This is a genomic window from Stenotrophomonas lacuserhaii (assembly GCF_014836545.1).
Taxonomy (GTDB): Bacteria; Pseudomonadota; Gammaproteobacteria; order Xanthomonadales; family Xanthomonadaceae; genus Stenotrophomonas; species Stenotrophomonas lacuserhaii.
The window spans coordinates 237632-258379 of sequence record NZ_JACSQS010000002.1; the positions used below are offsets into that span (position 1 = coordinate 237632).

The 20748-nt window shown below is 64.1% G+C and carries 19 protein-coding genes; 4 read left to right on the forward strand and 15 right to left on the reverse strand.

Features of this window, described 5'->3' with window-relative positions; all coding sequences use genetic code 11:
• Nucleotides 1–89: 89 nt before the first annotated feature.
• Nucleotides 90–494 (reverse strand): hypothetical protein, encoded by a 405-nt coding sequence (locus tag H9654_RS03915; protein ID WP_191769186.1) that lies wholly within the window; start codon nt 492–494, stop codon nt 90–92.
• Between the two features lie 144 nt (nt 495–638).
• Here H9654_RS03915 and H9654_RS03920 point away from each other — a divergent pair, with 144 nt between their 5' ends.
• On the forward strand, nt 639–1004 hold the full coding sequence (locus tag H9654_RS03920) for a hypothetical protein (RefSeq protein ID WP_191769188.1): 366 nt from the start codon (nt 639–641) through the stop codon (nt 1002–1004).
• An 89-nt stretch (nt 1005–1093) separates the two neighbouring features.
• Here the strand turns inward: H9654_RS03920 and H9654_RS03925 are convergent, their stop codons facing one another.
• On the reverse strand, nt 1094–3214 hold the full coding sequence (locus H9654_RS03925; RefSeq protein ID WP_191769190.1) for a TonB-dependent receptor family protein: 2121 nt from the start codon (nt 3212–3214) through the stop codon (nt 1094–1096).
• A gap of 164 nt (nt 3215–3378) precedes the next feature.
• On the opposite strand from H9654_RS03925, the gene H9654_RS03930 reads away from it, so the two are divergent.
• The 3 genes from H9654_RS03930 to H9654_RS03940 all read left to right on the forward strand — a co-directional run bounded on the left by H9654_RS03930 (nt 3379) and on the right by H9654_RS03940 (nt 6567).
• Nucleotides 3379–4581: an amino acid aminotransferase gene (locus tag H9654_RS03930; protein ID WP_191769192.1), complete on the forward strand. Its 1203-nt coding sequence runs from the start codon at nt 3379–3381 to the stop codon at nt 4579–4581.
• A 136-nt stretch (nt 4582–4717) separates the two neighbouring features.
• Complete coding sequence (locus H9654_RS03935) at nt 4718–5734, forward strand: class 1 fructose-bisphosphatase (RefSeq protein WP_191769193.1); 1017 nt, start codon at nt 4718–4720, stop codon at nt 5732–5734.
• A 125-nt stretch (nt 5735–5859) separates the two neighbouring features.
• Complete coding sequence (locus H9654_RS03940) at nt 5860–6567, forward strand: 2OG-Fe(II) oxygenase family protein (protein ID WP_191769195.1); 708 nt, start codon at nt 5860–5862, stop codon at nt 6565–6567.
• A 315-nt stretch (nt 6568–6882) separates the two neighbouring features.
• Here the strand turns inward: H9654_RS03940 and H9654_RS03945 are convergent, their stop codons facing one another.
• From H9654_RS03945 to gyrB, 13 genes are all read right to left on the reverse strand, one after another.
• The gene (locus H9654_RS03945; protein ID WP_191769197.1) at nt 6883–7200 is read right to left on the reverse strand and encodes a helix-turn-helix domain-containing protein; all 318 of its coding nucleotides are present in this window, start codon (nt 7198–7200) and stop codon (nt 6883–6885) included.
• A 375-nt stretch (nt 7201–7575) separates the two neighbouring features.
• On the reverse strand, nt 7576–8280 hold the full coding sequence (locus tag H9654_RS03950; protein ID WP_191769199.1) for a hypothetical protein: 705 nt from the start codon (nt 8278–8280) through the stop codon (nt 7576–7578).
• Nucleotides 8281–8659: 379 nt separating this feature from the next.
• Nucleotides 8660–9772, reverse strand: a complete 1113-nt coding sequence (locus H9654_RS03955; RefSeq protein ID WP_191769201.1) for a PA0069 family radical SAM protein — start codon at nt 9770–9772, stop codon at nt 8660–8662.
• A gap of 357 nt (nt 9773–10129) precedes the next feature.
• Entirely contained in the window at nt 10130–10873 is a 744-nt protein-coding gene (locus tag H9654_RS03960; RefSeq protein ID WP_191769203.1) for a pyridoxine 5'-phosphate synthase, read from the reverse strand.
• A gap of 46 nt (nt 10874–10919) precedes the next feature.
• Complete coding sequence (gene cls / locus H9654_RS03965) at nt 10920–12380, reverse strand: cardiolipin synthase (protein WP_191769289.1); 1461 nt, start codon at nt 12378–12380, stop codon at nt 10920–10922.
• 108 nt (nt 12381–12488) lie between these two features.
• Nucleotides 12489–12902 (reverse strand): ExbD/TolR family protein, encoded by a 414-nt coding sequence (locus tag H9654_RS03970; protein ID WP_057509018.1) that lies wholly within the window; start codon nt 12900–12902, stop codon nt 12489–12491.
• A 3-nt stretch (nt 12903–12905) separates the two neighbouring features.
• Nucleotides 12906–13331: an ExbD/TolR family protein gene (locus H9654_RS03975; protein WP_042612135.1), complete on the reverse strand. Its 426-nt coding sequence runs from the start codon at nt 13329–13331 to the stop codon at nt 12906–12908.
• 55 nt (nt 13332–13386) lie between these two features.
• Nucleotides 13387–14145 carry a TonB-system energizer ExbB gene (gene exbB / locus H9654_RS03980; RefSeq protein ID WP_042612136.1) on the reverse strand — a complete coding sequence of 253 codons (759 nt, stop codon included), beginning with the start codon at nt 14143–14145 and terminating at the stop codon, nt 13387–13389.
• An 88-nt stretch (nt 14146–14233) separates the two neighbouring features.
• Entirely contained in the window at nt 14234–14902 is a 669-nt protein-coding gene (locus H9654_RS03985; protein ID WP_455233756.1) for an energy transducer TonB, read from the reverse strand.
• A 144-nt stretch (nt 14903–15046) separates the two neighbouring features.
• On the reverse strand, nt 15047–16264 hold the full coding sequence (locus tag H9654_RS03990) for a tetratricopeptide repeat protein (RefSeq protein ID WP_191769205.1): 1218 nt from the start codon (nt 16262–16264) through the stop codon (nt 15047–15049).
• 133 nt (nt 16265–16397) lie between these two features.
• Nucleotides 16398–17204, reverse strand: coding sequence for a M48 family metallopeptidase (locus H9654_RS03995; RefSeq protein WP_191769207.1), 807 nt, complete (start codon nt 17202–17204; stop codon nt 16398–16400).
• Between the two features lie 106 nt (nt 17205–17310).
• Entirely contained in the window at nt 17311–18159 is an 849-nt protein-coding gene (locus H9654_RS04000; RefSeq protein WP_191769209.1) for a CPBP family intramembrane glutamic endopeptidase, read from the reverse strand.
• 69 nt (nt 18160–18228) lie between these two features.
• A complete protein-coding gene (gyrB, locus tag H9654_RS04005) occupies nt 18229–20688 on the reverse strand; it encodes a DNA topoisomerase (ATP-hydrolyzing) subunit B (protein WP_182656596.1) in 2460 nt (819 codons plus the stop codon).
• Nucleotides 20689–20748 lie beyond the last annotated feature (60 nt).

The window sequence follows — 20748 nt, forward strand, 5'->3', positions numbered from 1 at the left end:
GAGTCCTTTTCCGGGAAAAGGACTCTGACCCCGGACTCTGCTTTTCCGGGAAAAGGACTCTGACCCCGGACTCTGACCCCTTTCACAGGTCACTGCAGCAGCGGGCGTACGGCCGGGGCAGGCATGTGGTCCAGCGCCAGCCAGGCATCTTCGACCACCTCGCGGGCCTTGGGCCAGCGCAGCCGCGATTCGCCGCGCATCAGCTCCCACTGCGCGGCCAGTTCGCCCTCGGTTTCCTCGCCGCCGCCGCGCGGCCAGTTCGCCGCGTGGGTGGTCAGCGCGAAGGCGTACGCCGGGCACAGGTCACGCCAACTGCGGTGGGCCTGCCGGCGCCGGTCGTCGTAGTCGTTCAGCATGTACTGCAGGTAATCCTGCGCGACGGCCTGCGGATCTTCGCGCTGCTGGCGGCGGGCGCGGCGCTGGGCAGGGCTGCCGGCCAGCGGGTCGCGCCGGGAATTGAAGACCGAGGGCGCGGGGCGTTCCGGGCGGTTCATGGCGCGGCTCCTGCTTGCAGGGCGGGCGGCCAGATGTAACCACCGCGCCGTTATCCAGTCGTGATCGATGTGTTGATGACGCGGGATTCGCAGTGGCTTTACCTCTGAGGGGCTGTAGTAGGGGCCTCATCGAGGAGAGCCGCCATGAACAGAGACACCTCGCGCGACCCACTGCGCCAAGCCACTCCCCCCGTGCCCGGCGAACAGCGCGGCAAGCACGACAACATGGACGCCGAAGAGCGCGGCACCGGCGCGCCGTTCGTCGATGCGGAGACTGCGGCCACCACAGACGCCATCGACGACGCGCACCTGCCGGTGCGGCATGTCAGCGACCAGGCTGCACAGGACCGCAAGGACTGCGGTGACCGCCATCGTGGTGGCCAGGAAAGCCCGCTCAAGCGTCGCGAACGCAAGCAGCACGCCAGTGACAACCAGGACGAGGCGCTGGAGGAGACGTTCCCGGCGAGCGATCCCACGTCACCGTTCGTGCCGGCCAAGGCGCCGGATTGAGGGGTCGGAGGGATTGTGACGACCAACGGTCGTCACGCACCTGGGGCAGTCGTCACCCACCAAGGGCGTCCGTCACCCACCGGCTGCGCTCACCGCCAGGACCATTGGACGCCGAGGCTGCCACGGCGGTCCGGGCCGGGTTCGTAGTAGCGGCCGTTGCCGTCGTTGACGATCACCGAGCCGATGTAGCCCTGGCCCAGCAGGTTGTCCACACGGGCGAATACCCGCAGGTCGCCGCCGCGCAGGGTCCAGCGGCGGGCGGCTTCTACGTTCATCACCGCGTAGCCCGGGGCACGCTCGGTGGCCAGGTCATTGACCACCGTGTCGCTGCTGCCGGTGACTTCAGCTGCCCACAGCCAGTCGCGCGGCTGCCATTCCAGGCGCGCGAAGGCCTGCTGGCGCGGCACGCCGGGCAACCGGCTGCCGGCGGCAACGGGCGTGTCCGGCACCGCGCAGCCGCTGCCGGCGCAGGCCAGGTAGGCGCTGCGCACTTCAGCCTGCAGCCAGGTCCAGGCCACCTGCAGGTCCAGGTCCTGCGCCAGCGGCTGGTGCCATGACAGCTCCGCACCCTGGCGACGGGTCCGCCCGATGTTGCGGTAGGTACTGCGGCCATTGGTGTTGCTGGCCACCGCCAGTTCGTCGTCGGTATCGGCGCGGAACAGGCTCACCTCCAGCCGGCGACCGTCCTGGGCCTGCCATTTGCTGCCGATTTCCACATTGCGGCTGCGGGCGGCGGACAGGCCCAGCGCCAGCCCGGCCTGGCCATCGGCGCGATAGCCGAGTTCGTTGAAGGTGGGGGTTTCAAAGCCACGGCCGACTGCAGCGTGCAGCCGCCACTGCGGAGTCACTTCGAAGCTGACCCCGGCCACCGGCGTGGTCGCCTGGTAGCGGCGGCTGCCGCTGTCGTCCGGGTTGCGGCCGACGATGTAATGGTCTTCCGAACGGAAGCGGACACTGCTGTGGCGCGCCCCGGCCAGCAACGACCAGCGCGGGCTCCACTGCCACCAGGCCTGCACGAACTGGTCCACGTTGGACACCGTGTCGCGCTGGTCACGGCGCAGCCGGCCGCGCACGCCCAGTTGGTCGCCGACGAAGTTTTCATGTCCGGTGCGGTGCTGGCGCTGGCGGTCGGCGTTGACCCCGGCGGTGACATCCAGCGCGCGCCCGGCCAGCTCACCGTTCCAGCCCCAGCGCGCGTCCAGCCCGCCGAAATCGCCATCCAGTCCGATCACCCCACCGGCGTGCAGCGGATTGGCCTGCGGACCCGGCGGGATGGCCAGGAACTGGGTCACCTCACGCTGGCCGGCATAGCCGGTCAGGCGGAAGCGGTGGGCGGCGCGCTGCCCGCTGTAGACTAGCCCTGCCTGCGACTGCCGGACCGATTTACGGGTGTTGTACTGGTGCGCCACCGCCGTGGCCTGGCGCGGATCGGCAGCCACCTGCGCACGGGTCAGGCCGAGCGGATCCTGCGCGTTGGGCGCATCCAGGTAGTTCACCAGCAGCTCCAGCCGGTCCTCGCCCACGGCCGTACCCAGTCGCGCGTTCAGCGATTCACGGCGGGCCGCGCTGTGGTCGCGCCAGCCATCGGTACGGAAGTGATTAGCGGCGACGTTGTAGTCCACCGGGCCCTGCACGCCGCGCAGGTGGGCACCCACGCTCAGCGTGTTGTCCGCACCGGCATTCAACCTCAGCCGCCATGGATCACCTTCGCGGCCCTGCGCGGTATGCACCTGCAGCACCCCACCGGAGGAATTGCCGTACAGCGCCGAAAACGGCCCGCGCAGCACCTCGATGCGCTCGGCACCAAGCAGGCTGGCGTGCGAAAGCTGGCCCTGGCCATCGGGCATGGTCGCCGGCACCCCGTCCACCAGCACGCGCACGCCGCGCACGCCGAAGGTGGAGCGCGCACCGAAGCCACGGATCGACAACTGGGTGTCCTGCGCGAGGTTCTGGCGATCACGTGCCAGTACGCCCGGGATACCCCCCAGCGCCTCGGCCAGCTGGGCCTGCGGACCACTGCGGTCGTCATCGATCCACACCGTGTCCGAACTGGACGGCAGCGCGAACGGGTCGATGCCGGTCACCCGGGCGGCCTCGACTTCCACCACAGGCAGACTGCGCGTGGCCGGGGGCGACTGGGCGAAGGCGAGGCCGGGCAGCAGCAGGGCGCAGGCCAGGGACAGGTGGCGACGGGCCGGGGGCAGGTTCATCATTCAGGTTCAACAGCAAGCATGAACGCGCCATGGTACCGGCCACGGCGTGATGAGGAATGCCGCGCCATCGGCACGCTTTGTTACGATGGCGTGGTCCCCGCCCGGTGGGCGGTGGCGCTGCTGCGTGCTTTCTTCCTCCCCCTTACCGAATGAGTACCGCCGTGTCCTTCTTTGCAAACGTGGAACTGGTCCCCGGTGACCCGATCCTGGGCCTGACCGAGGCGTACAACGCCGACAGCCGTCCGACCAAGGTCAACCTGGGTGTGGGCATCTACTACGACGAAAGCGGCCGCATTCCGCTGCTTCGCGCCGTCAAGCAGATCGAGCAGCAGCTCGCCACCGAAGCCAAACCGCGCGGCTACCTGCCCATTGATGGACTGCCGGCCTATACCCAGGCCACCCGCGAACTGGTGTTCGGCAAGGAATCACCGCTGCTGGCCGCAGGCCGCGTCGCCACCACCCAGACCGTGGGCGGCAGCGGTGCGCTGCGCGTGGGCGCCGAGCTGTTGAGGACGCTGCTGCCGCACGCCACCATCGCCATCAGCAACCCGAGCTGGGAAAACCATCGCGCCGTGTTCGGTGCGGCCGGTTTCGACGTGGTGGAGTACAGCTACTTCGACGCACAGACGCACGGCGTGGACTTCCCGGCGATGCTGGCCGACCTGCAGAACCTGCAGCCGGGCACCGTGGTGCTGCTGCACGCCTGCTGCCACAACCCCACCGGTGCCGACCTGACCGTGGACCAGTGGAAGCAGGTGGCTGAAGTCCTGAAGGAACAGCAGCTGTTCCCGTTCATCGACATGGCCTACCAGGGCTTCGACAAGGGCATCGAGCAGGATGGCGCGGCCGTGCGCATCATCGCCGAAGCCGGGATCGACAGCTTCGTGGTCGCCAACTCGTACTCCAAGTCGTTCTCGCTGTATGGCGAGCGCGTGGGTGCGCTGTCGATCGTCGCCCCCAACGCCACCGAAGCCAAGGCCGTGCAGTCGCAGATCAAGCGGATCATCCGCACGATCTACTCCAGCCCGTCCAACCACGGCGCCGCGCTGGTGGCCGGTGTGTTGAACAGCCCGGAGCTGCGCGCGCTGTGGGAAGCCGAACTGACCGAGATGCGCGAGCGCATCCACGCCCTGCGGCATGGGCTGGTGGACCGCCTGGCCGCTCTGGGCGCGCCGGAATTCGCCTTCATCAACGACCAGGCCGGCATGTTCTCCTACTCCGGCCTGAGCCGGGTGCAGGTGGAAAAGCTGCGCGATGAGTACGGCATCTACGCCGTCGGCACCGGCCGCATCTGCGTGGCCGCGCTGAGCCAGAACAACCTGGACTACGTCGCCCAGGCCGTGGCCAACGTCGCCAAGGCCTGACCCGACAAAAAGGGGACGGAGGGGATTAAGTCGCTATCGGCTCGCATGAGCTGATAGCGACTTAATCCCCTCCGTCCCCTTTTTTGCATCCGGGCGGCGACAATAGACGCATCTTTCCGTCGCTCGAGCCCTGCCCATGTCCCGTACGTCGTTGACCCGGTATCTCATCCAGGAACAGCATGCCGGCCGCATCAATGCCGACCTGCGCCAGCTGATCGCCGTGGTCGGGCGTGCCTGCACCAACATCTCCATCGCGGTCAGCAAGGGCGCGCTGGGCGGCGTGCTCGGCGAAGCCGGCACCGGCAACGTGCAGGGTGAAGCGCAGAAGAAACTGGATGTGATCAGCAACGAGATCCTGCTGGAAGCCAATGCGTGGGGCGGTCACCTGGCCGCCTGCGCGTCGGAGGAGATGGACCATTCGCAGCCGGTGCCGGACATCTATCCGCGCGGTGATTTCCTGTTGCTGTTCGATCCCCTCGATGGCAGCTCCAACATCGACGTGAACGTGTCCGTGGGCACCATTTTCTCCGTGCTGCGCTGCCCGAAGGACGTCGAATGCCCCAGTGACGAAAGCTTCCTGCAGCCGGGTACGGCGCAGATCGCCGCCGGTTACTGCATCTACGGGCCCAGCACCCAGATGGTGCTGACCGTCGGCCACGGCACCCACGCCTTCACCCTGGACCGCGAAACCGGCGAGTTCGTGCTCACCACCCAGGGCATGCAGATCCCGGCGGCCACCCAGGAGTTCGCCATCAACATGTCCAACCAGCGGCATTGGGAAGCCCCGATGCAGGCCTACGTGGCCGATCTGCTGGAAGGCAAGGAAGGCGCGCGCGGCAAGGATTTCAACATGCGCTGGATCGCCAGCATGGTGGCCGACGTGCATCGCATCCTGACCCGCGGTGGCATCTTCATCTACCCGTGGGACAAGAAGGATCCGTCCAAGGCCGGCAAGCTGCGCCTGATGTACGAAGCCAACCCGATGGGCCTGCTGGTAGAACAGGCCGGCGGCGCCGCCTCGACCGGGCGTGCGCGGATCCTGGACATCCAGCCGGATCAGCTGCACCAGCGCGTGCCGGTCTTCCTCGGCTCGCGCGATGAAGTCGCCGCCGCGGTGGAGTACCACCAGCAGCACGACGCGTCCGCGAACTGAGTAGCAGGCGAGCTTGCTCGCCTGGCCGTTGCCTGGCCGTCAGGCAAGCCGTCGCGCATGTCCGTGGCGTGACAACCCCTGCGCCAGTGGGCAACATCAAGGGCCCGCTGGCGAAGGATCCAGGCATGCAGACGCAGGACCCTGTTGATTTCATTGAAGTGATCCACAACGCCGTGCCCGCCGATGTGTGCGCGGCGATCGCGGCGCGACTGCGCGCAAGTGACCGCCTGCAACCGGGTGCGGTAGGTAGTGGCGTATTCCCTGAACTCAAGCGCAGCAAGGATCTCCGCATCAGCGGGCTGGCCGACTGGGCGGATGTTGAAAACGTCCTGCAGCAGGCCGTTTTCAACGGGCTTTTGACTTATCTACGCCGTTATCCACAGGCACTGATCGCGCCGCTGATGTTGCAGATCCAGGACAGCAACGGCCAGCCCAAGCGCCTCACGGCGGAAGACTTCCCCGACATGAGCCCGGCCGCGCTGTCGGATCTTGCGCGCACCTGCCTGCGGCCGGGTGCGATCAACCTGCAATGGTACGCAGCAGGCGAGGGCGGTTACCCCTACTGGCATTGCGAGCTGTATCCGAAGGACGAGAAGGCGGAAACCCTGCACCGCCACCTGCTGTGGACGCTCTACCTCAACGATGAATTCGAAGAGGGTGAGACGGAGTTTCATTTCCAGCAGCGCAAGGTCACCCCGCGCACCGGCAGCCTGCTGATCGCGCCGACCGCCTTCACCCATACCCATCGCGGCAATCGTCCGCAGGGCGGCGACAAGGTCATCGCCACCAGCTGGATCCTGTTCCAGTCCGCGCAGAAGCTTTACGGCGGCTGAGGTCCCCCTCTCCCCGGGCGCTGAACGCACACGTGTCCACCTTTCCCTTGGCCGACATGTGCAGCTACGCCCGGGGAGATGAGGATGCTTGGCAGCGAGCGTCCTGCTCATGGGCCCGCCTTCCGTGGGGCGTTGCGTCCTCAATTCGATTGATGGAGTCGATATTGATTGGCGTTGCCTCTGCACGACGCCTATCTTCCGGGACACGACGCGAACTGCCTTCCAGAAAACGCTCATCGAGCGCTGCCGGGTTGCCGGGTGGGTGACGACCGTTGGTCCAGCCAGACCGCTGCGCTCGCCGAGCATGGCTAGGCGCTACCCTGCCACGTCCACGCGCAGCTGCAATCCCAATGCGGGCAGCGCGCCCATCATCGTGCGCAATGTCAACGTGCGTCGGCCGGACAACTGGCGACGCACCACCTCGACAGGCAGCCTGCATTGACGCGGGATGGCACGCAGATCTTCCTCACCGGCGAGGTAAGCAATCGCCTCGGCGAGGATCTCTGCATCACCTTGGCTTTCGCCGATGCACGCGTTCAAGTAATCGATCACCGCCTGCGGTGTGCAGGGCCGGTCGAAGTGACCTGCCGCTTCCATTTCCGCATAGGACAGTGGTGCGCGACCGACCTTCATCGGACCAGCCTTTTGATCAGAAAGAGGGACGCCTGCATGGCGTACCGGACTACCTGAGAGCTCAAAACCGGCGGATCGGGATCCCCGCGCACCGCCCGCCGTATGACCGGCCGTACAGTGCATTCTCCGCCGTGCCCGAGGGCTGCAACAGAGGTAATTGCTCTCAAGTGGTAACAGGACGCCAATCCCGGCTGGCACGTTCGACACCAGCCCGGTCATCGTGCATAGCGGTGTGCACCTGCGTCTATGAGAAAAACTGTGAAGTGCGGCAACGATGACTACATCGGAAGTGAAATTTCACGTGCCCGCCTTCGCAAGCCTCAACCCCTACCCGAATATTGGTTTTCGTCTAGGTTAAGCAAGCGACTTTGATCATTAAATTTTTGATCGAATTTTTCCTGTCAGATCGCTTTGGCAAACCCTCGCTTTTTTGGCGTAGCTTTTACAAAGCTTGGTTATTCTTTCCCTATCCTCTTCCGAGCACATTGGTCCAAGTGTTATCGCAATACTTTCCATTATTTCGGGCTCAACCATGAGGTCGATGAAGGTGCTCAAGGCTCCCTTTTTATGCCAATGTTCGTCACGCACTAACTCACGGTATTTCTCGCCGTATTCCATTGGGTCGTTGGTTTTTTGAGGGCCTCGGATTGCACTAATAACAAATCGGTGCTCCTTTTGAAACTTCCAACGGTCCCATTTAAACCGGGCTAGTTGCGTCGGGTGGCCACTGATTGAAATCATGTCACCTTCTTGGCGAACGTGGTGTTGATACGCCTGAGCGACATCTTCGACGTAGGAAACCTCTTTCAAGAACTCTGCACGATTAATGGAAGGCATAAGCAGATAACCATCTCCAAAGACATCCTCAGCCGAATAAGGTGCTTCGACGTTATCAAAAGTCCACTTGATATCTGTACCCGGAATGCCGTAACTTCCGTCGAGCATATGCCACTGAAAAGGATCATCGGGGAGAGATATTCGGACGCCGCGTTTGTCGTCTCCATACATGCTCCACTGGACGATGTCTTCGCCATCTTGCTTCACCCAAGAGCTCGCAAATAGCTGCTGTCCGAAGTTCATTCCTGAGACCTCTTGTGCCTCCAAGACGTCATCAAACCGGTCCAGCCTTGTGAAGCGTATCTTGCCTGACCTAAGAATGGCTTCAAGTGAATTGACACTAGTATAATGGTGTATCAAGTGCTACCCCCCGATTCTTGGAACAACCTTTGGCACGAAACCAGGTTCATCGCTATTTTAATCTATGTTTTACGTGACTGGATCTTAATAACTAGCTTGTGGATTCGGTGCTTATTCTCGATTTCATGTACGGCATTTTTAGCTATTGAAGCCTCGACTCGCAGGATTTTCGTCGCTGTTGGGATAGTGTGAGTTATTTGCCTTGCTCGTTGACTGTACTTCGTTAATAGCCGCTCAGGTCTTGAGACTGATTTCGGAATTTTCAGAACAATGACCCCTGCGGCGAATCCGCCTTCGGCGGCGCCGGCCGCTCGAACTTGGTGCAATCCAGCTTCGGCCAGTGGCTGTTCTGCGCATCGAATCCCAGTCGCCTGCGCGCCAGCTTGAAGCGGTTCGACAGCAGGTCCGCATACACGCCCTGGCCGCGCATGCGGGTGCCGAACTGGCTGTCGTAATCCTTGCCGCCGCGCAGCTGGTTGATGGTGCTCATCACGTGCGTGGCGCGGTCCGGGTAATGCGTCTCCAGCCAATCGCGGAACAGCGGCGCCACTTCCAGTGGCAGGCGCAGCAGCACATAGCCGGCACTGGATGCACCGGCATCGCGCGCGGCCTCCAGCACGGCTTCCAGTTCGGCATCGTTGATCCACGGAATCACCGGCGCCACCATCACCCCGACCGGAATGCCGGCCTCGTGCAGTCGGCGCATCGCACGCAGCCGTGCATGCGGTGCGGCCGCGCGTGGTTCGAGTTTTGAAGACAGATGCGGATCCAGCGAAGTCACCGAGAAATGCACGCTCACCAGGTTCTGTTCGGCCAGCGGCGCCAGCAGGTCGATATCGCGCTCGACCAGTGCGTTCTTGGTGATCAGCGAGAACGGATGGCGGGTTTCCAGCATCACTTCGATCAGCTGGCGGGTCAGTTTGAACTTGCGTTCGATCGGCTGGTAGGAATCGGTGTTGATGCCCAAAGCGATCGGCTGCGGCACGTAACTGGGTTTGGAAAGCTCCTTGCGCAGCAGCTGCGCTGCGTTGGTCTTGGCGAACAGCTTGGTCTCGAAATCCAGTCCGGGCGAGAGATTCAGATACGCGTGCGAGGGCCGGGCGAAGCAGTACGAGCAGCCATGTTCGCAGCCGCGATACGGGTTCACCGATTGGCTGAAACCGACGTCCGGTGAATTGTTGCGGCTGATGATGCTGCGTGCGGTCTCGGCGCGCACTTCGGTGCGCAGGCGCGGCGCCAGGAACTCTTCGCTTTCTTCGGCTTCCCAGCCATCGTCCACCGCTTCGCTGACCGTGCTTTCGAAGCGACCGGCGATGTGGGTGGTGCTGCCGCGGCCTTTGATGGCGGGGTGGGGGATGGAATCGGGGCGACCCATGGGAATCTTCTGCTGGAAGTGCGATTAGTATTATTGCTAACCACAGCGTATGCAATGTGCTGGAATTCAGGTGGCTGTAGGCGTGGAGGAGGATGGGGGTTTGCCTTGCCCCCATGGTTATCCACAGGACATACGGTCAGATCGGGACAGGGCGCAGGACATTGGAAGCCACGCTGTGCGCAGCGCAGGGTAGGGGATCGGGGTCTCAGGGGGTGCGACAGTGGGCGGGGTAAAAGCTGTGACGACCAACGGTCGTCACCCACCGGGGGGTTGGGTTGACGGCCAGCGGCCGTCACTACCGGGTGTCGGATTTCACGGGGCGGATGGTTTCCGCCGACCATGGGTCGGCGCTACCAGTTACAGCAGGCTGATGTAGCTGCGGACCGTAGCGTCCAAGCCGTCGTACAGGGCTTCACTGATCAGGGCGTGGCCGATCGAGACTTCCAGCACACCGGGTACGCCGGTCAGGAAGGCGCGCAGGTTGGCCTGCGACAGGTCATGGCCGGCGTTGACACCCAGGCCCACCGCCTGTGCGCGGCGCGCGGCGGTGGCGAACAGGTCCAGCATCGCAGTGGCATCGCCGGCGGCGTGCGCTTGGGCATACGGCCCGGTGTACAGCTCGATGCGGTCGGCACCGACGTCGGCCGCGCGTTCCAGCAGCGGGTTTCCGGCGTCCACGAACAGGCTGACCCGGCAGCCCATCGCGTTCAGCGAGGCCACCAGCGGACGCAGGCGCTCGCTGTCGGCGGCGAAGTCGAAGCCGTGGTCGGATGTGAGCTGGCCATCGCCATCGGGCACCAGCGTGGCCTGTGCAGGGCGGGTGGCCTCGCACAGCGGCAGCAGGCCTGGGTAGCCCTGGCGCGGCGGGGCGAACGGGTTGCCTTCGATGTTGAACTCGACCCCGCGCGCGGTGGTCAGCGCGGACAGCGCGTGTACGTCTTCGGCCGTGATGTGGCGGCGGTCCGGGCGCGGGTGCACGGTGATGCCGTGTGCACCGGCGTCCAGGCAGGCCTGCGCGGCACACAGTACATCGGGGTCGTGGCCACCACGCGAGTTGCGCAGCACGGCGATCTTGTTGACGTTGACGCTGAGACGGGTCATGACGGCAGGCAGGACGGTGACAGAAGCGCGCAGTGTAGCGCCGCTGTCACAACAGCGGCGAGGCCAGCCGTGCGAAGGCTTCAGGCAGGCGGTGCCGCCACAGGCCGCGGTTGCGTTCGTTGTGGACGCGGGTAGCGCTGTCGAATTCATGGTCCAGGATGCCGGCCAGCTCGGCCACGCGGTCCTTGTCCCGCAGCAGCATGGACAGTTCGAAGTTGAGCCGGAAACTGCGGTGGTCGAAGTTCGCCGTGCCGACGATGCAGACCTCGTCGTCGGCGATGAAGGCCTTGGTGTGCAGCATGCGCGGGCCGTACTCGTAGATCTTCACCCCCGCCTGGAGCAGCTCGTCGAAGTAGGAACGCGCAGCCTGGGTGACGAACCAGGAGTCGCTCATCTTCGGCACCAGCAGGCGCACTTCCAGCCCGCCCAGCGCGGCCGATGTCAGCGCCATGCGGGCGGCTTCGCCGGGCACGAAGTAGGGCGTCACCAGCCACACGCGGTGCTTGGCTTCGTGGATCGCCGCCACGTGCAGGCGATGGATGGTTTCCCAACCGGAATCCGGGCCGGACACCAGCACCTGCGCATTGATGCTGCCGTCCTCGCGGGTCGGCGTTTCACGTGGCCACAGCCGCGCCTGGTCGAACCGCTGGGCGTCTTGTCCGCTGGCGTACAACCAGTCTTCCATGAAGACCAGCTGCAGGCTGCGCACCACGTGGCCACGCAACCGCATGTGCAGGTCGCGGTAGGCGTTCGGGTCGCGCTGTTCGTTCTCTTCGTCGGTGATGTTGATGCCACCGGTGAACGCCAGCAGGCCATCGATGACCACCAGCTTGCGGTGCGTGCGCAGGTTCAGCCACGGCCGCTTGAACGGCTTGAGCAGCTGCCGCGGATGGAACCACACGGCCTCGCCACCGGCCTCCAGCAGCGGCTTAAGGAACGCTGCGCGGATGTTGCCGGCGCCCACCGCATCCAGCAGCAGCCGGACCTGCACCCCGCGCTGTGCCGCAGCCACCAGCGCATCGCGCACGGCGGTGCCGGTGTGGTCCGGTTCGAAGATGTAGTACTCCAGGTTCACGTGGTCGCGTGCCTGGTTGATGCCCTCCAGCAGGGCGGCATAGGTCGCCGCGCCATCCACCAGCCATTCCACTTCGGTGGCGCTGCTCGGCGCCAGGCCGGTGGTGGCCTGGCCGATGGCGGCCAGTTCGGTACAGTCCGCATCGGGCGGGCAGACGCTGCTGTAGTGCTCCATGCCGGATCGCGAACGGCCGCGGCGCAGGCGTTGCCGTTTTACTTTCTGCGGGCCCAGCAGGTAGTAAATGAAAAGTCCGATATACGGCAGCGCGGCCAGCGAGAGTATCCAGCTGAGCGTGGCCACCGGCTCGCGTTTCTGCAGCATGATCCAGCCGGTCAGGCCGATCAGGTACAGCACGTAGGCAATCGCCATCCCCTTGCCGAGGTGGGGAATGGCATCAAGCCCGTGTCGCAGGGCGTCGAAGAAGGCAATCATCGCCGGATGATACGCGAGCATGCGTGGGCCGATAGCACGCATAAAAAAACGCCCCCGTTTCCGAGGGCGTTTTCCAGTCGCGTCATGAGTGCGGACTGCGTGTAGCGTTTACTGCTGTACGAAACCGATCTTCTTCATCTGGGCGTTCTTCGAGGCGGCCAGGATCTTGGCCATCACGTCGTACTCCGAGTCCGGGCTCGCGTCGATCCGCAGTTCCGGCTGGTTCGTCGGGTCACGCTGGACCTCCTGTTCCATCCGCTGCTGCAGTTCGCCCACGGCGACCGGGCTGTTGTTCCAGAACACCTGGTTGCTTGCATCGACGCGCAACTCGACCGGCGGCGGCGGTTCAACCGTCACCGGGGGCGGGTTGAGCACCCGCTGCGGCAGATCCACGGCGATCGGGTAGGTCATGATCGGCGCGGTCACGATGAAGATGATCAGCAGGACCAGCATCACGTCCACGAGGGGCGTGACGTTGATATCCGCCATGGGGCCTTTGCCACCACCAGAACTGAATGCCATGGCTTACTGCCCCTTCTCTTTGGTCGCAACGAAGCCGACGTCCAGCATGCCCTGTTCCTGCGCGACCTTGGTCAGCTCATTGATGACGCGCATCTTGGTCGTGCGGTCACCACGCAGGTTCAACGGCGGCTGCGGGGTCTGCTGGGCCGCGGTGGAAAGGCGGGACTCAAGCGTCCCACGGTCGATTTCCTCATCGTTCCAGAAAATCGAACCGTCTTCCTTCACTGCCAGCGTGATCGGACCCTTACGATCATTGGCATCGTCCGGGTTCTGGATCAGGTTGGCTTCGGGCAGCTCGACCTTGACCTTGTGGGACATCAGAGGCGCCGTGATGATGAAGATGATCAGCAGCACCAGCATCACGTCCACGAGGGGCGTAACGTTGATGTCGGCCATGGGGCCGCCGCTGTTACCACTACTGAAAGCCATAACGGGCTCCGTCTAGATCGGTGTGAACTACCTTCGTGCCGGGTACAGCGCGTCCTTAGCGGACGCGCGAACCGGTAGCGAAGAAGTCGTGCAGGTCGTGCGCGAAGGTATCGAAACGGCTGATGGTCGCGCTGTTGATCTTGCTGAAGAAGTTGAAGGCGAACACGGCCGGGATAGCCACGAACAGGCCGATCGCGGTCATGATCAGCGCTTCACCCACCGGGCCGGCGACGGCGTCGATGGAGGCCGAGCCGGTTGCACCGATCTTGATCAGCGCGCCGTAGATGCCCCACACGGTACCCAGCAGACCGACGAACGGAGCGGTTGCACCGACGGTGGCCAGCAGGGTCATGCCCGACTGCAGCTTGTTGCTTTCGCGGGTCACGGCCTGACGCAGGGCGCGGTCGACGAACTCCGAACGGCTCAGGGTCTCACCCAGGCCACCGGTTGCGCCGCCTTCGGCACGCTGGTGGTGGGCGGCAGCCTGTGCGGCGTCCAGGGCGATCTTCGAGAAGGGCTCCGAAGCCGGCTGTTCTTCCATCGCACGGATGGCGTCCTGCGCGTTCGGGGTATCCCAGAACAGGCTGGTGACCTTGTCGGCAGCAGCCTTCAGGCGGCTGGCGCGGAAGATGTTGATCACGGTCCAGTACCAGGACATGGCCGACATCACGATCAGGGTGATCAGAACCACCCAGGAGACTGCGAAGTCGCCCGGCTGGCTGGTCATTTCATGGATGAGGTGCTCGAAGCCCATCTGCGACAGGGCGTTGGAGTTGCCCCCGGCAGCAGCGGCGATGAAAATTTCCTGCAGCATGACGCTTACCTTTGTTGTGTGTGGTGTTGAAGGGTGTAGCTAATCATAAGAGCCATCAGCGGAGGTGGCACGGCGGCCACCCGGTGCATCAGCTCAGAGCAAAATTGACCGGTACGCGTACGCGGCCCGCGGCTTTCTTGCCGCCCGACTCGGCTGCGTTGAAGCGCCACTTGCGTGCAGCTTCCATTGCAGCGCGATCCAGGTCGCGGTTACGGCTGGATTTCTCGACCGTGACATTGGTGACGTTGCCTTGGGCATCGACATCGATGATCAGGATCACTTCACCCTGGATACCAGCGCGGAATGCGGCCGGCGGGTAACGCGGGGGATTCATGTTCTTGGACGAGATATCGACGCTGGCCTCGATGGAGGTCGGCGGTGCCGGCGGCGCGGGCGGCGTCGGCGGGGTGACGATATCGTTCGGGCGCGGTTCCGGCACGTCGACGATCGGCGCCTGCGGCGGCGGCGGAACCGGCGACGGCTTCGGCGGCGACAGGTTCTTCACCGGCGGCGGCGGCGTCTCATCCGGCGGCGGCGGCGGCGGCGGCGGAGGCGGCGGCGGCGGTGCATCGACGATGGTCACCATCACGTTGCGCTCCTTCTCTGCAGCGGCCTTGGGGGCGACGGCAGGAATGAGGAGCATCATGAAGGCAGCCAGATGCAGTGCGATAACAAACGCGATGCCGAAGATGCGGGGCCAGCTCAGGCCCTTCTCTTCAGTTTCTTCGTAGCGGTGAAAGACTAGTTGTTCCGTCATGCGCCAAGAGCTCGATTGTGGGGCCGGGATGCCCGGGGGCGGGATCCCTGATCAGCGGTGCATGACACCGCAGGAACCTCCAAGCTTATACCAATCCTGAGTGCCTGCGCACGCTTCGCGCAGGCATTCAGGCGTTATTCCTACTTACTTCAGGTTGATGATTTTGTCCGCATCCGCGGCGTTCTTCAGGCCACCCTTGGCCTTGGCCTGACGCGCTGCTTCCTTGGCCTGGGGAATCTTGCCCTCGCTGTGCAGGACACGTGCCAGATTCAGGTAGGTTTCGCCGGTGGGCGACATCGGAGCGGCTTTCTGCCACGCCTCGATCGCCTTGTCCACCTGCTGCGGTTCTGAGTAGTAGTAGGACTGGGCCAGTGCCAGGTAAACCTGATGGTCCGGCTTCAGTATGCCCTTCTCGAGACCTTCGTTGATCACCGAGATTACTTCCTTTTCCTTGTTCTCGGTATTGGCGTAGATCGAATACAACTGCTTGTATTCGCGCTCGTCGGTCAACTGGCCCGAAGCACGCAGCTTGTCCATGACACCGGCGGCCTTGTCCATCTGGTCGGCCTGCATGTACATGTTCGCCAGGTTGAGCTGCGCCTTCTTGTCATTCGGATTCCTGGCGGCGACGGCCTCGGCGGCACTCACGGCTTCACCGGTCTGGCCGGCTTCGGCGTAGGCGGCCATCAGCAGCTGGTTCCACTGGTCCTTCGGCTCGGACGAGGCAGCGATCGCTTCCTTCAGCACCGGGATCGCTTCCTGATAGCGCTCCAGCTGGTACAGCGCCTGGCCCTTGGAAACCAGTTCCTCGGGCTTCTTCGAACCGCTTTCAGCGAAATACTTGTCGATCAGGGTCAGGCCCTGGGCCTGCACGGCCTTGTCGTCATCCTGCAGCTGCAGCTGGGCCAGCATCAGCATCGACTGGAAGTGACCGTTGTTGTCCAGCGCGTTGGCGTCCAGCACCTGCTGCAGGTAACGCTTGGAAGCGGCGACGTCGTCCTGCTGGTAGGCAGCCTGCGAAGCGAGCTGGGCGGCGAGCGCCTTGTCGTATTCGTTGGCGGCGCTGTTACCCAGGATCGCAGTGGCCTCGGTCAGCGTTTCCGGGAACTTCTGCTCGTTGTAGCTGTCTATCAGCTTCTGCAGCTGCTTGCCGAGCTTGGGCGAGGACTTCATGCCCGGCTCTTTGCGGGTAGCGTTGGGGAACAGCACTTCGGCCGCAGCGGCCTTGCTGCTGCCACGGCGCTCGCGCTGTTCCGTACGGTCGGCCGAACGCGTCTGCGCGGTGGCCTCGGCGATCACGGCACCGCTGACAGTGGTTGCAATCAGCATGGTCAGCAGGGCTTGCTTGGGGTTACGGAGCATATCTTTCACCTCGATCAGACCGCGTAGCGGCAGCAATGACGGACGTCAGAAAAATCTGAGCCGCCAAACGTATCAGAATTATGCGACCTGAGAAATCGTTTCCTGTGCTGCATCACAGCAAATTAACGGATATTCAGCTACAGCGTGGTTTACGTCCTGCCGCCTGCGCTTGTTGGAACACGCCTTGCAGGCCGGGTGCATCGCGCTGAAGTTCGCGGATCCGATTGGCCGGATCCGGATGGGTAGACAGCCATTGCGGGCTGCGGCCACCGCTGGCGGCCATCATGTTCTGCCACAGGTTCACCGCCTGGGCGGGATCGAATCCAGCCTCGGCCATCAGTTTCTGGCCAACCACGTCAGCTTCGCTTTCCTGGGTACGCGAACCGGGCAGCAGGAACAGCGTCTGTGCTCCCATGCCGCCGAACTGGTTCACCGCGCTGGCCGCCGTTTCGCCGTAGGCCGCACCGGCCAGGGCGCCAACCACCGACAAGCCGGTCTGCGCTCCCATCTGCCGGGTAATGCGCTCTTCATGGTGGCGCGCGATGACGTGGCCGATTTCATGGCCGATGACGGCCGCCAGCTGGTCCTGGTTCTTGGCCACGGTGAAGATGCCCGAGTTCACCCCGACCTTGCCGCCCGGCAATGCGAAGGCGTTGGGTTCGCTGTCTGCGAACACCGCCGTTTCCCAACGCACGCCCTGGTACTGCGAGGGCAGTTGTGCGACCAGGGCATTGACCACGCATTGCACGTAGGCGATCTGCCTGGCGTCGGTGCTGATCTTTTCCTTCTGCTTGGTTTCAGCGAAGGCTTGTGCGCCCAACTGGTCCAGCTGGGCCTGCGAAACCCCGCCGACGACCTGGCGGCGCCCGGTGGGCGAGGTGGTCGTGGCGCATGCGCTCAGCAAGGCGGTAATCGTAAAAGCCAGCAGCAGTCGTTTCATGGATCGGATCCCCGTGTTCATACAGGGAGTGTCCACTCAAACGGCTTAAGTTTTCGTCAATCCAGTCAGCGCATGTCGCGCATGCGCTGTGGATTGCGGCACGTTTTCAGGTCGCGCCGAAAACCATCAACAACGTCATTGCAACTGCGTTGTTCAAGGCATGCGCACCGATCGGTGCCCATAGCGTGCCGGTGCGCTGGTACAGCCAGCAGAATGCGGCACCCATGCCGCCGTAGATGAGCCACAGTTGCGCGATTTCAGCCGGCCCGTTGCCGCTGGTGCCGGGAATCTCATGGACCAGTGCGAACGCAAGGCTGCTTAGAAGCACGCCGAGCCACGGCTTTCCGGCCTGCCATAGACGGCCGAACAACACGCGGCGGAACAACAGTTCCTCGTACGCCGGTGCCAGCACCACGGCGAACAACGCCAGGAACACCGGGAACTGCGCTGCTGCGCTGCTCATCAACTCGAGGTTGGTCGGTACCGGCTCGATGCCGGCCCGCTTGGCGAGAAAGCCGATGCCGTTGCTGCCGATGATGACCAGTGCCGCCACCCACAGGGTCCAACCCCAGGTGGACGGCCGGCCCAGAGCGCGCTTGGAGGTTTCACGTTCGGCGGGCGTGGCGCGACGACGCCAGAAGTACAGGACCAGCGCTGCGCCGCCGGTGGCGAACAGGGCCATCAGGATCTGTGCCAGCGCGCCGGGTTGGCCGAGCTGCGTGGCGATGGTGTCCGGACTCGGCGCTGGCGCACCGTTGGCGGCCAGTTCCGCACCGACCAGCATGCCCTGCACCGCGCCCCACAGCAGTCCGGCAAGCAGGCTCAGCCCGAACAGGATGAGCGCCGCCAGTCCCAGGTCGATCAGGAAGCCGGCCACCGGTGAGCCGGCGGCACGCGGTTGGGGCGCGGAGGCGCCGGGAAGCGGCGGCGGTGGTACCGGGGTGACTGTCGACATGCGCATCCTGCAGCAGAAGGAGATACGCCGGCGCCACGTTGATCCGGGCACCGGCAACCTTCGATTGTGTCAGATATCCAGATTGGCGACTTTCAGCGCGTTGTCTTCGATGAAGTCGCGACGCGGTTCAACCACGTCACCCATCAGGGTGCTGAAGATCTGGTCCGCAGCAACCGCATCTTCGATGCGTACCTGCAGCAGGCGACGGGTATCCGGGTTGACCGTGGTGTCCCACAGCTGCTCGGGATTCATTTCGCCCAGGCCCTTGAAGCGCTGGATCTGGCGGCCGCGTTTGGCTTCCTCGAGCAACCACGCCTGTGCCTGGGCAAAGCTGGTCACTTCGATCGATTTGGCACCGCGATTGATGGTGGCACCTTCGCGGACCAGGCCATGCAGCAGGTTGGCCGCCTGGTAAAGCGCGCGCAGTTCGCCGCCGTCGAACGCGGCAAGCGGCAGCACCTGGATGTGCTCTTCGCCCATGTGGCGACGGGTCACCAGCACGGCTGCCGGACGCTGGTCGTTTGGTTCCTGCAGTTCCAGGCTGAAGCGCGCCGAACCCAGGCTGCCCTGGTTGAGGCGGGCAGCCAGTGCATCCAGGCCTTCACCGGCCGGTGCGTTGCGCAGGTGCTCCAGGTCCATCGGAATGAAATCGACGAGCGATTCCAGCAGCTGGCGATCGTAGCGGTGCGCGTTGCGCGAAATCGCTTCGAGTGCGCCGGCATAGCTCAGCAGCAGTTTTTCCAGATGGACGCCGTCGATCGGCGGTTCGCCGGCAGCGGGCACCAGCGCGGCATTTTCCACCGCGCTGCTGGCCAGGTAACTGTCCAGTGCCGGGTCGTCTTTCAGGTACAGCTCGGTCTTGCCCTGCTTGATCTTGTACAGCGGCGGCAGGCCGATATAGACATAGCCGCGTTCGATCAACTCAGGCATCTGACGGTAGAAGAACGTCAACAGCAGCGTACGGATGTGCGCGCCGTCGACGTCGGCGTCGGTCATGATGATGATCTTGTGGTAACGCAGCTTGTCCGGGTTGTACTCGTCCCGGCCGATGCCCGTGCCCAGCGCGGTGATCAGCGTGCCGACCTGGTCGGAGGCCAGCATGCGGTCGAAGCGAGCGCGTTCCACGTTGAGGATCTTGCCGCGCAGCGGCAGCACGGCCTGGTTCTTGCGGTTGCGACCCTGCTTGGCCGAGCCACCTGCCGAGTCACCCTCGACGATGAACAGTTCGGACAGTGCCGGATCCTTCTCCTGGCAGTCGGCGAGCTTGCCCGGCAGGCCGGCGATGTCCAGCGCGCCCTTGCGGCGGGTCAGGTCGCGGGCCTTGCGCGCGGCTTCGCGCGCACGCGCGGCGTCGACGATCTTGCCGGCGATGGCCTTGGCTTCGTTCGGGTTTTCCTGCAGGAACGCTTCCAGACGCTGGCCGAACGCGTTTTCCACCGCCGGACGGACGTCCGAGCTGACCAGCTTTTCCTTGGTCTGGCTGGAGAAGCTCGGATCGGGCACCTTGACCGACAGCACCGCGATCATGCCTTCGCGCATGTCATCGCCGGTCAGGTTGATCTTGGCCTGCTTGGCGATACCGTTCTGTTCGATGTAGTTGTTGAGCACGCGCGTCAGCGCGCCGCGGAACCCGGCCAGATGGGTGCCACCATCCTTCTGCGGAATATTGTTGGTGAAGCAGTACATCGTTTCCTGGTAGGAATCGGTCCACTGCAGCGCCACTTCCACGGTGATGCCGCTGTGTTCGCCCACGACCGAGATCACGTGCGGGTGCAGGGGGGTTTTCAGCTGGGCCAGATGCTCCACGAAGCTGGCGATGCCGCCTTCGTAGTGGAAATCATCGCGACGACCTTCTCCGCGCTGGTCGATCAGGACGATCTTGACGCCGGAGTTCAGGAACGAGAGTTCGCGCAGGCGACGGGCCAGGATGTCGTAGTGGAACTCGACGTTGTCGTGGAATGCCTTGGTCGAGGGCCAGAATCGCAGCGTGGTACCGCGCTTGGTGCTGGCTTCAACCTGCTGCAGCGGCATCACGGCGGCGCCGTCGGCATATTCCTGGTGGTAGTGGAAACCGCCCTGGTAGATATCCAGGGTCAGCTTCTGCGACAGCGCGTTGACCACGCTGACGCCCACACCGTGCAGGCCGCCGGACACTTTGTAGCTGTTGTCGTCGAACTTGCCGCCGGCGTGCAGGACCGTCATCACGACCTCGGCTGCCGAGACTTCGCGATCCAGCTTCCTGCTCATCTGCTCATGCTTGCCGGTCGGGATACCACGCCCGTTATCCGACACGCCGACCGAGCCGTCTGCATGGATCGTCACCGAAACATGGTCGGCATGGCCCGCGAGCGCCTCATCGATCGAGTTGTCGACGACTTCGAACACCATGTGGTGCAGGCCGGTGCCGTCGTGGACATCGCCGATGTACATGCCGGGGCGCTTGCGGACGGCCTCCAGGCCTTCCAGCGCCGTAATGCTGTTGGCGTCGTAGGTGCCACTGTTTGCAGGGGTGTTCTGTTCGTCAGTCATTGCGCTCGCCGTAGGCTCCGCAGGTCGGGCGCCAACGAATGGCGCGCCGAGAAAGGGGGG

Bases quoted from the DNA above. Each gene is read 5' to 3' on its own strand.
- H9654_RS03955 (WP_191769201.1), bottom strand. From the start codon at position 9,772: ATGGGTCGCCCCGATTCCATCCCCCACCCCGCCATCAAAGGCCGCGGC.
- H9654_RS03990 (WP_191769205.1), bottom strand. From the start codon at position 16,264: ATGCTCCGTAACCCCAAGCAAGCCCTGCTGACCATGCTGATTGCAACC.
- H9654_RS03920 (WP_191769188.1), top strand. From the start codon at position 639: ATGAACAGAGACACCTCGCGCGACCCACTGCGCCAAGCCACTCCCCCC.
- H9654_RS03985 (WP_455233756.1), bottom strand. From the start codon at position 14,902: ATGACGGAACAACTAGTCTTTCACCGCTACGAAGAAACTGAAGAGAAG.
- H9654_RS03960 (WP_191769203.1), bottom strand. From the start codon at position 10,873: ATGACCCGTCTCAGCGTCAACGTCAACAAGATCGCCGTGCTGCGCAAC.
- H9654_RS03915 (WP_191769186.1), bottom strand. From the start codon at position 494: ATGAACCGCCCGGAACGCCCCGCGCCCTCGGTCTTCAATTCCCGGCGC.
- H9654_RS03970 (WP_057509018.1), bottom strand. From the start codon at position 12,902: ATGGCATTCAGTTCTGGTGGTGGCAAAGGCCCCATGGCGGATATCAAC.
- H9654_RS03940 (WP_191769195.1), top strand. From the start codon at position 5,860: ATGCAGACGCAGGACCCTGTTGATTTCATTGAAGTGATCCACAACGCC.
- H9654_RS03975 (WP_042612135.1), bottom strand. From the start codon at position 13,331: ATGGCTTTCAGTAGTGGTAACAGCGGCGGCCCCATGGCCGACATCAAC.
- H9654_RS03950 (WP_191769199.1), bottom strand. From the start codon at position 8,280: ATGAACTTCGGACAGCAGCTATTTGCGAGCTCTTGGGTGAAGCAAGAT.
- exbB (WP_042612136.1), bottom strand. From the start codon at position 14,145: ATGCTGCAGGAAATTTTCATCGCCGCTGCTGCCGGGGGCAACTCCAAC.
- H9654_RS03995 (WP_191769207.1), bottom strand. From the start codon at position 17,204: ATGAAACGACTGCTGCTGGCTTTTACGATTACCGCCTTGCTGAGCGCA.
- H9654_RS03945 (WP_191769197.1), bottom strand. From the start codon at position 7,200: ATGAAGGTCGGTCGCGCACCACTGTCCTATGCGGAAATGGAAGCGGCA.
- H9654_RS04000 (WP_191769209.1), bottom strand. From the start codon at position 18,159: ATGTCGACAGTCACCCCGGTACCACCGCCGCCGCTTCCCGGCGCCTCC.
- H9654_RS03925 (WP_191769190.1), bottom strand. From the start codon at position 3,214: ATGAACCTGCCCCCGGCCCGTCGCCACCTGTCCCTGGCCTGCGCCCTG.
- cls (WP_191769289.1), bottom strand. From the start codon at position 12,380: ATGATTGCCTTCTTCGACGCCCTGCGACACGGGCTTGATGCCATTCCC.
- gyrB (WP_182656596.1), bottom strand. From the start codon at position 20,688: ATGACTGACGAACAGAACACCCCTGCAAACAGTGGCACCTACGACGCC.
- H9654_RS03935 (WP_191769193.1), top strand. From the start codon at position 4,718: ATGTCCCGTACGTCGTTGACCCGGTATCTCATCCAGGAACAGCATGCC.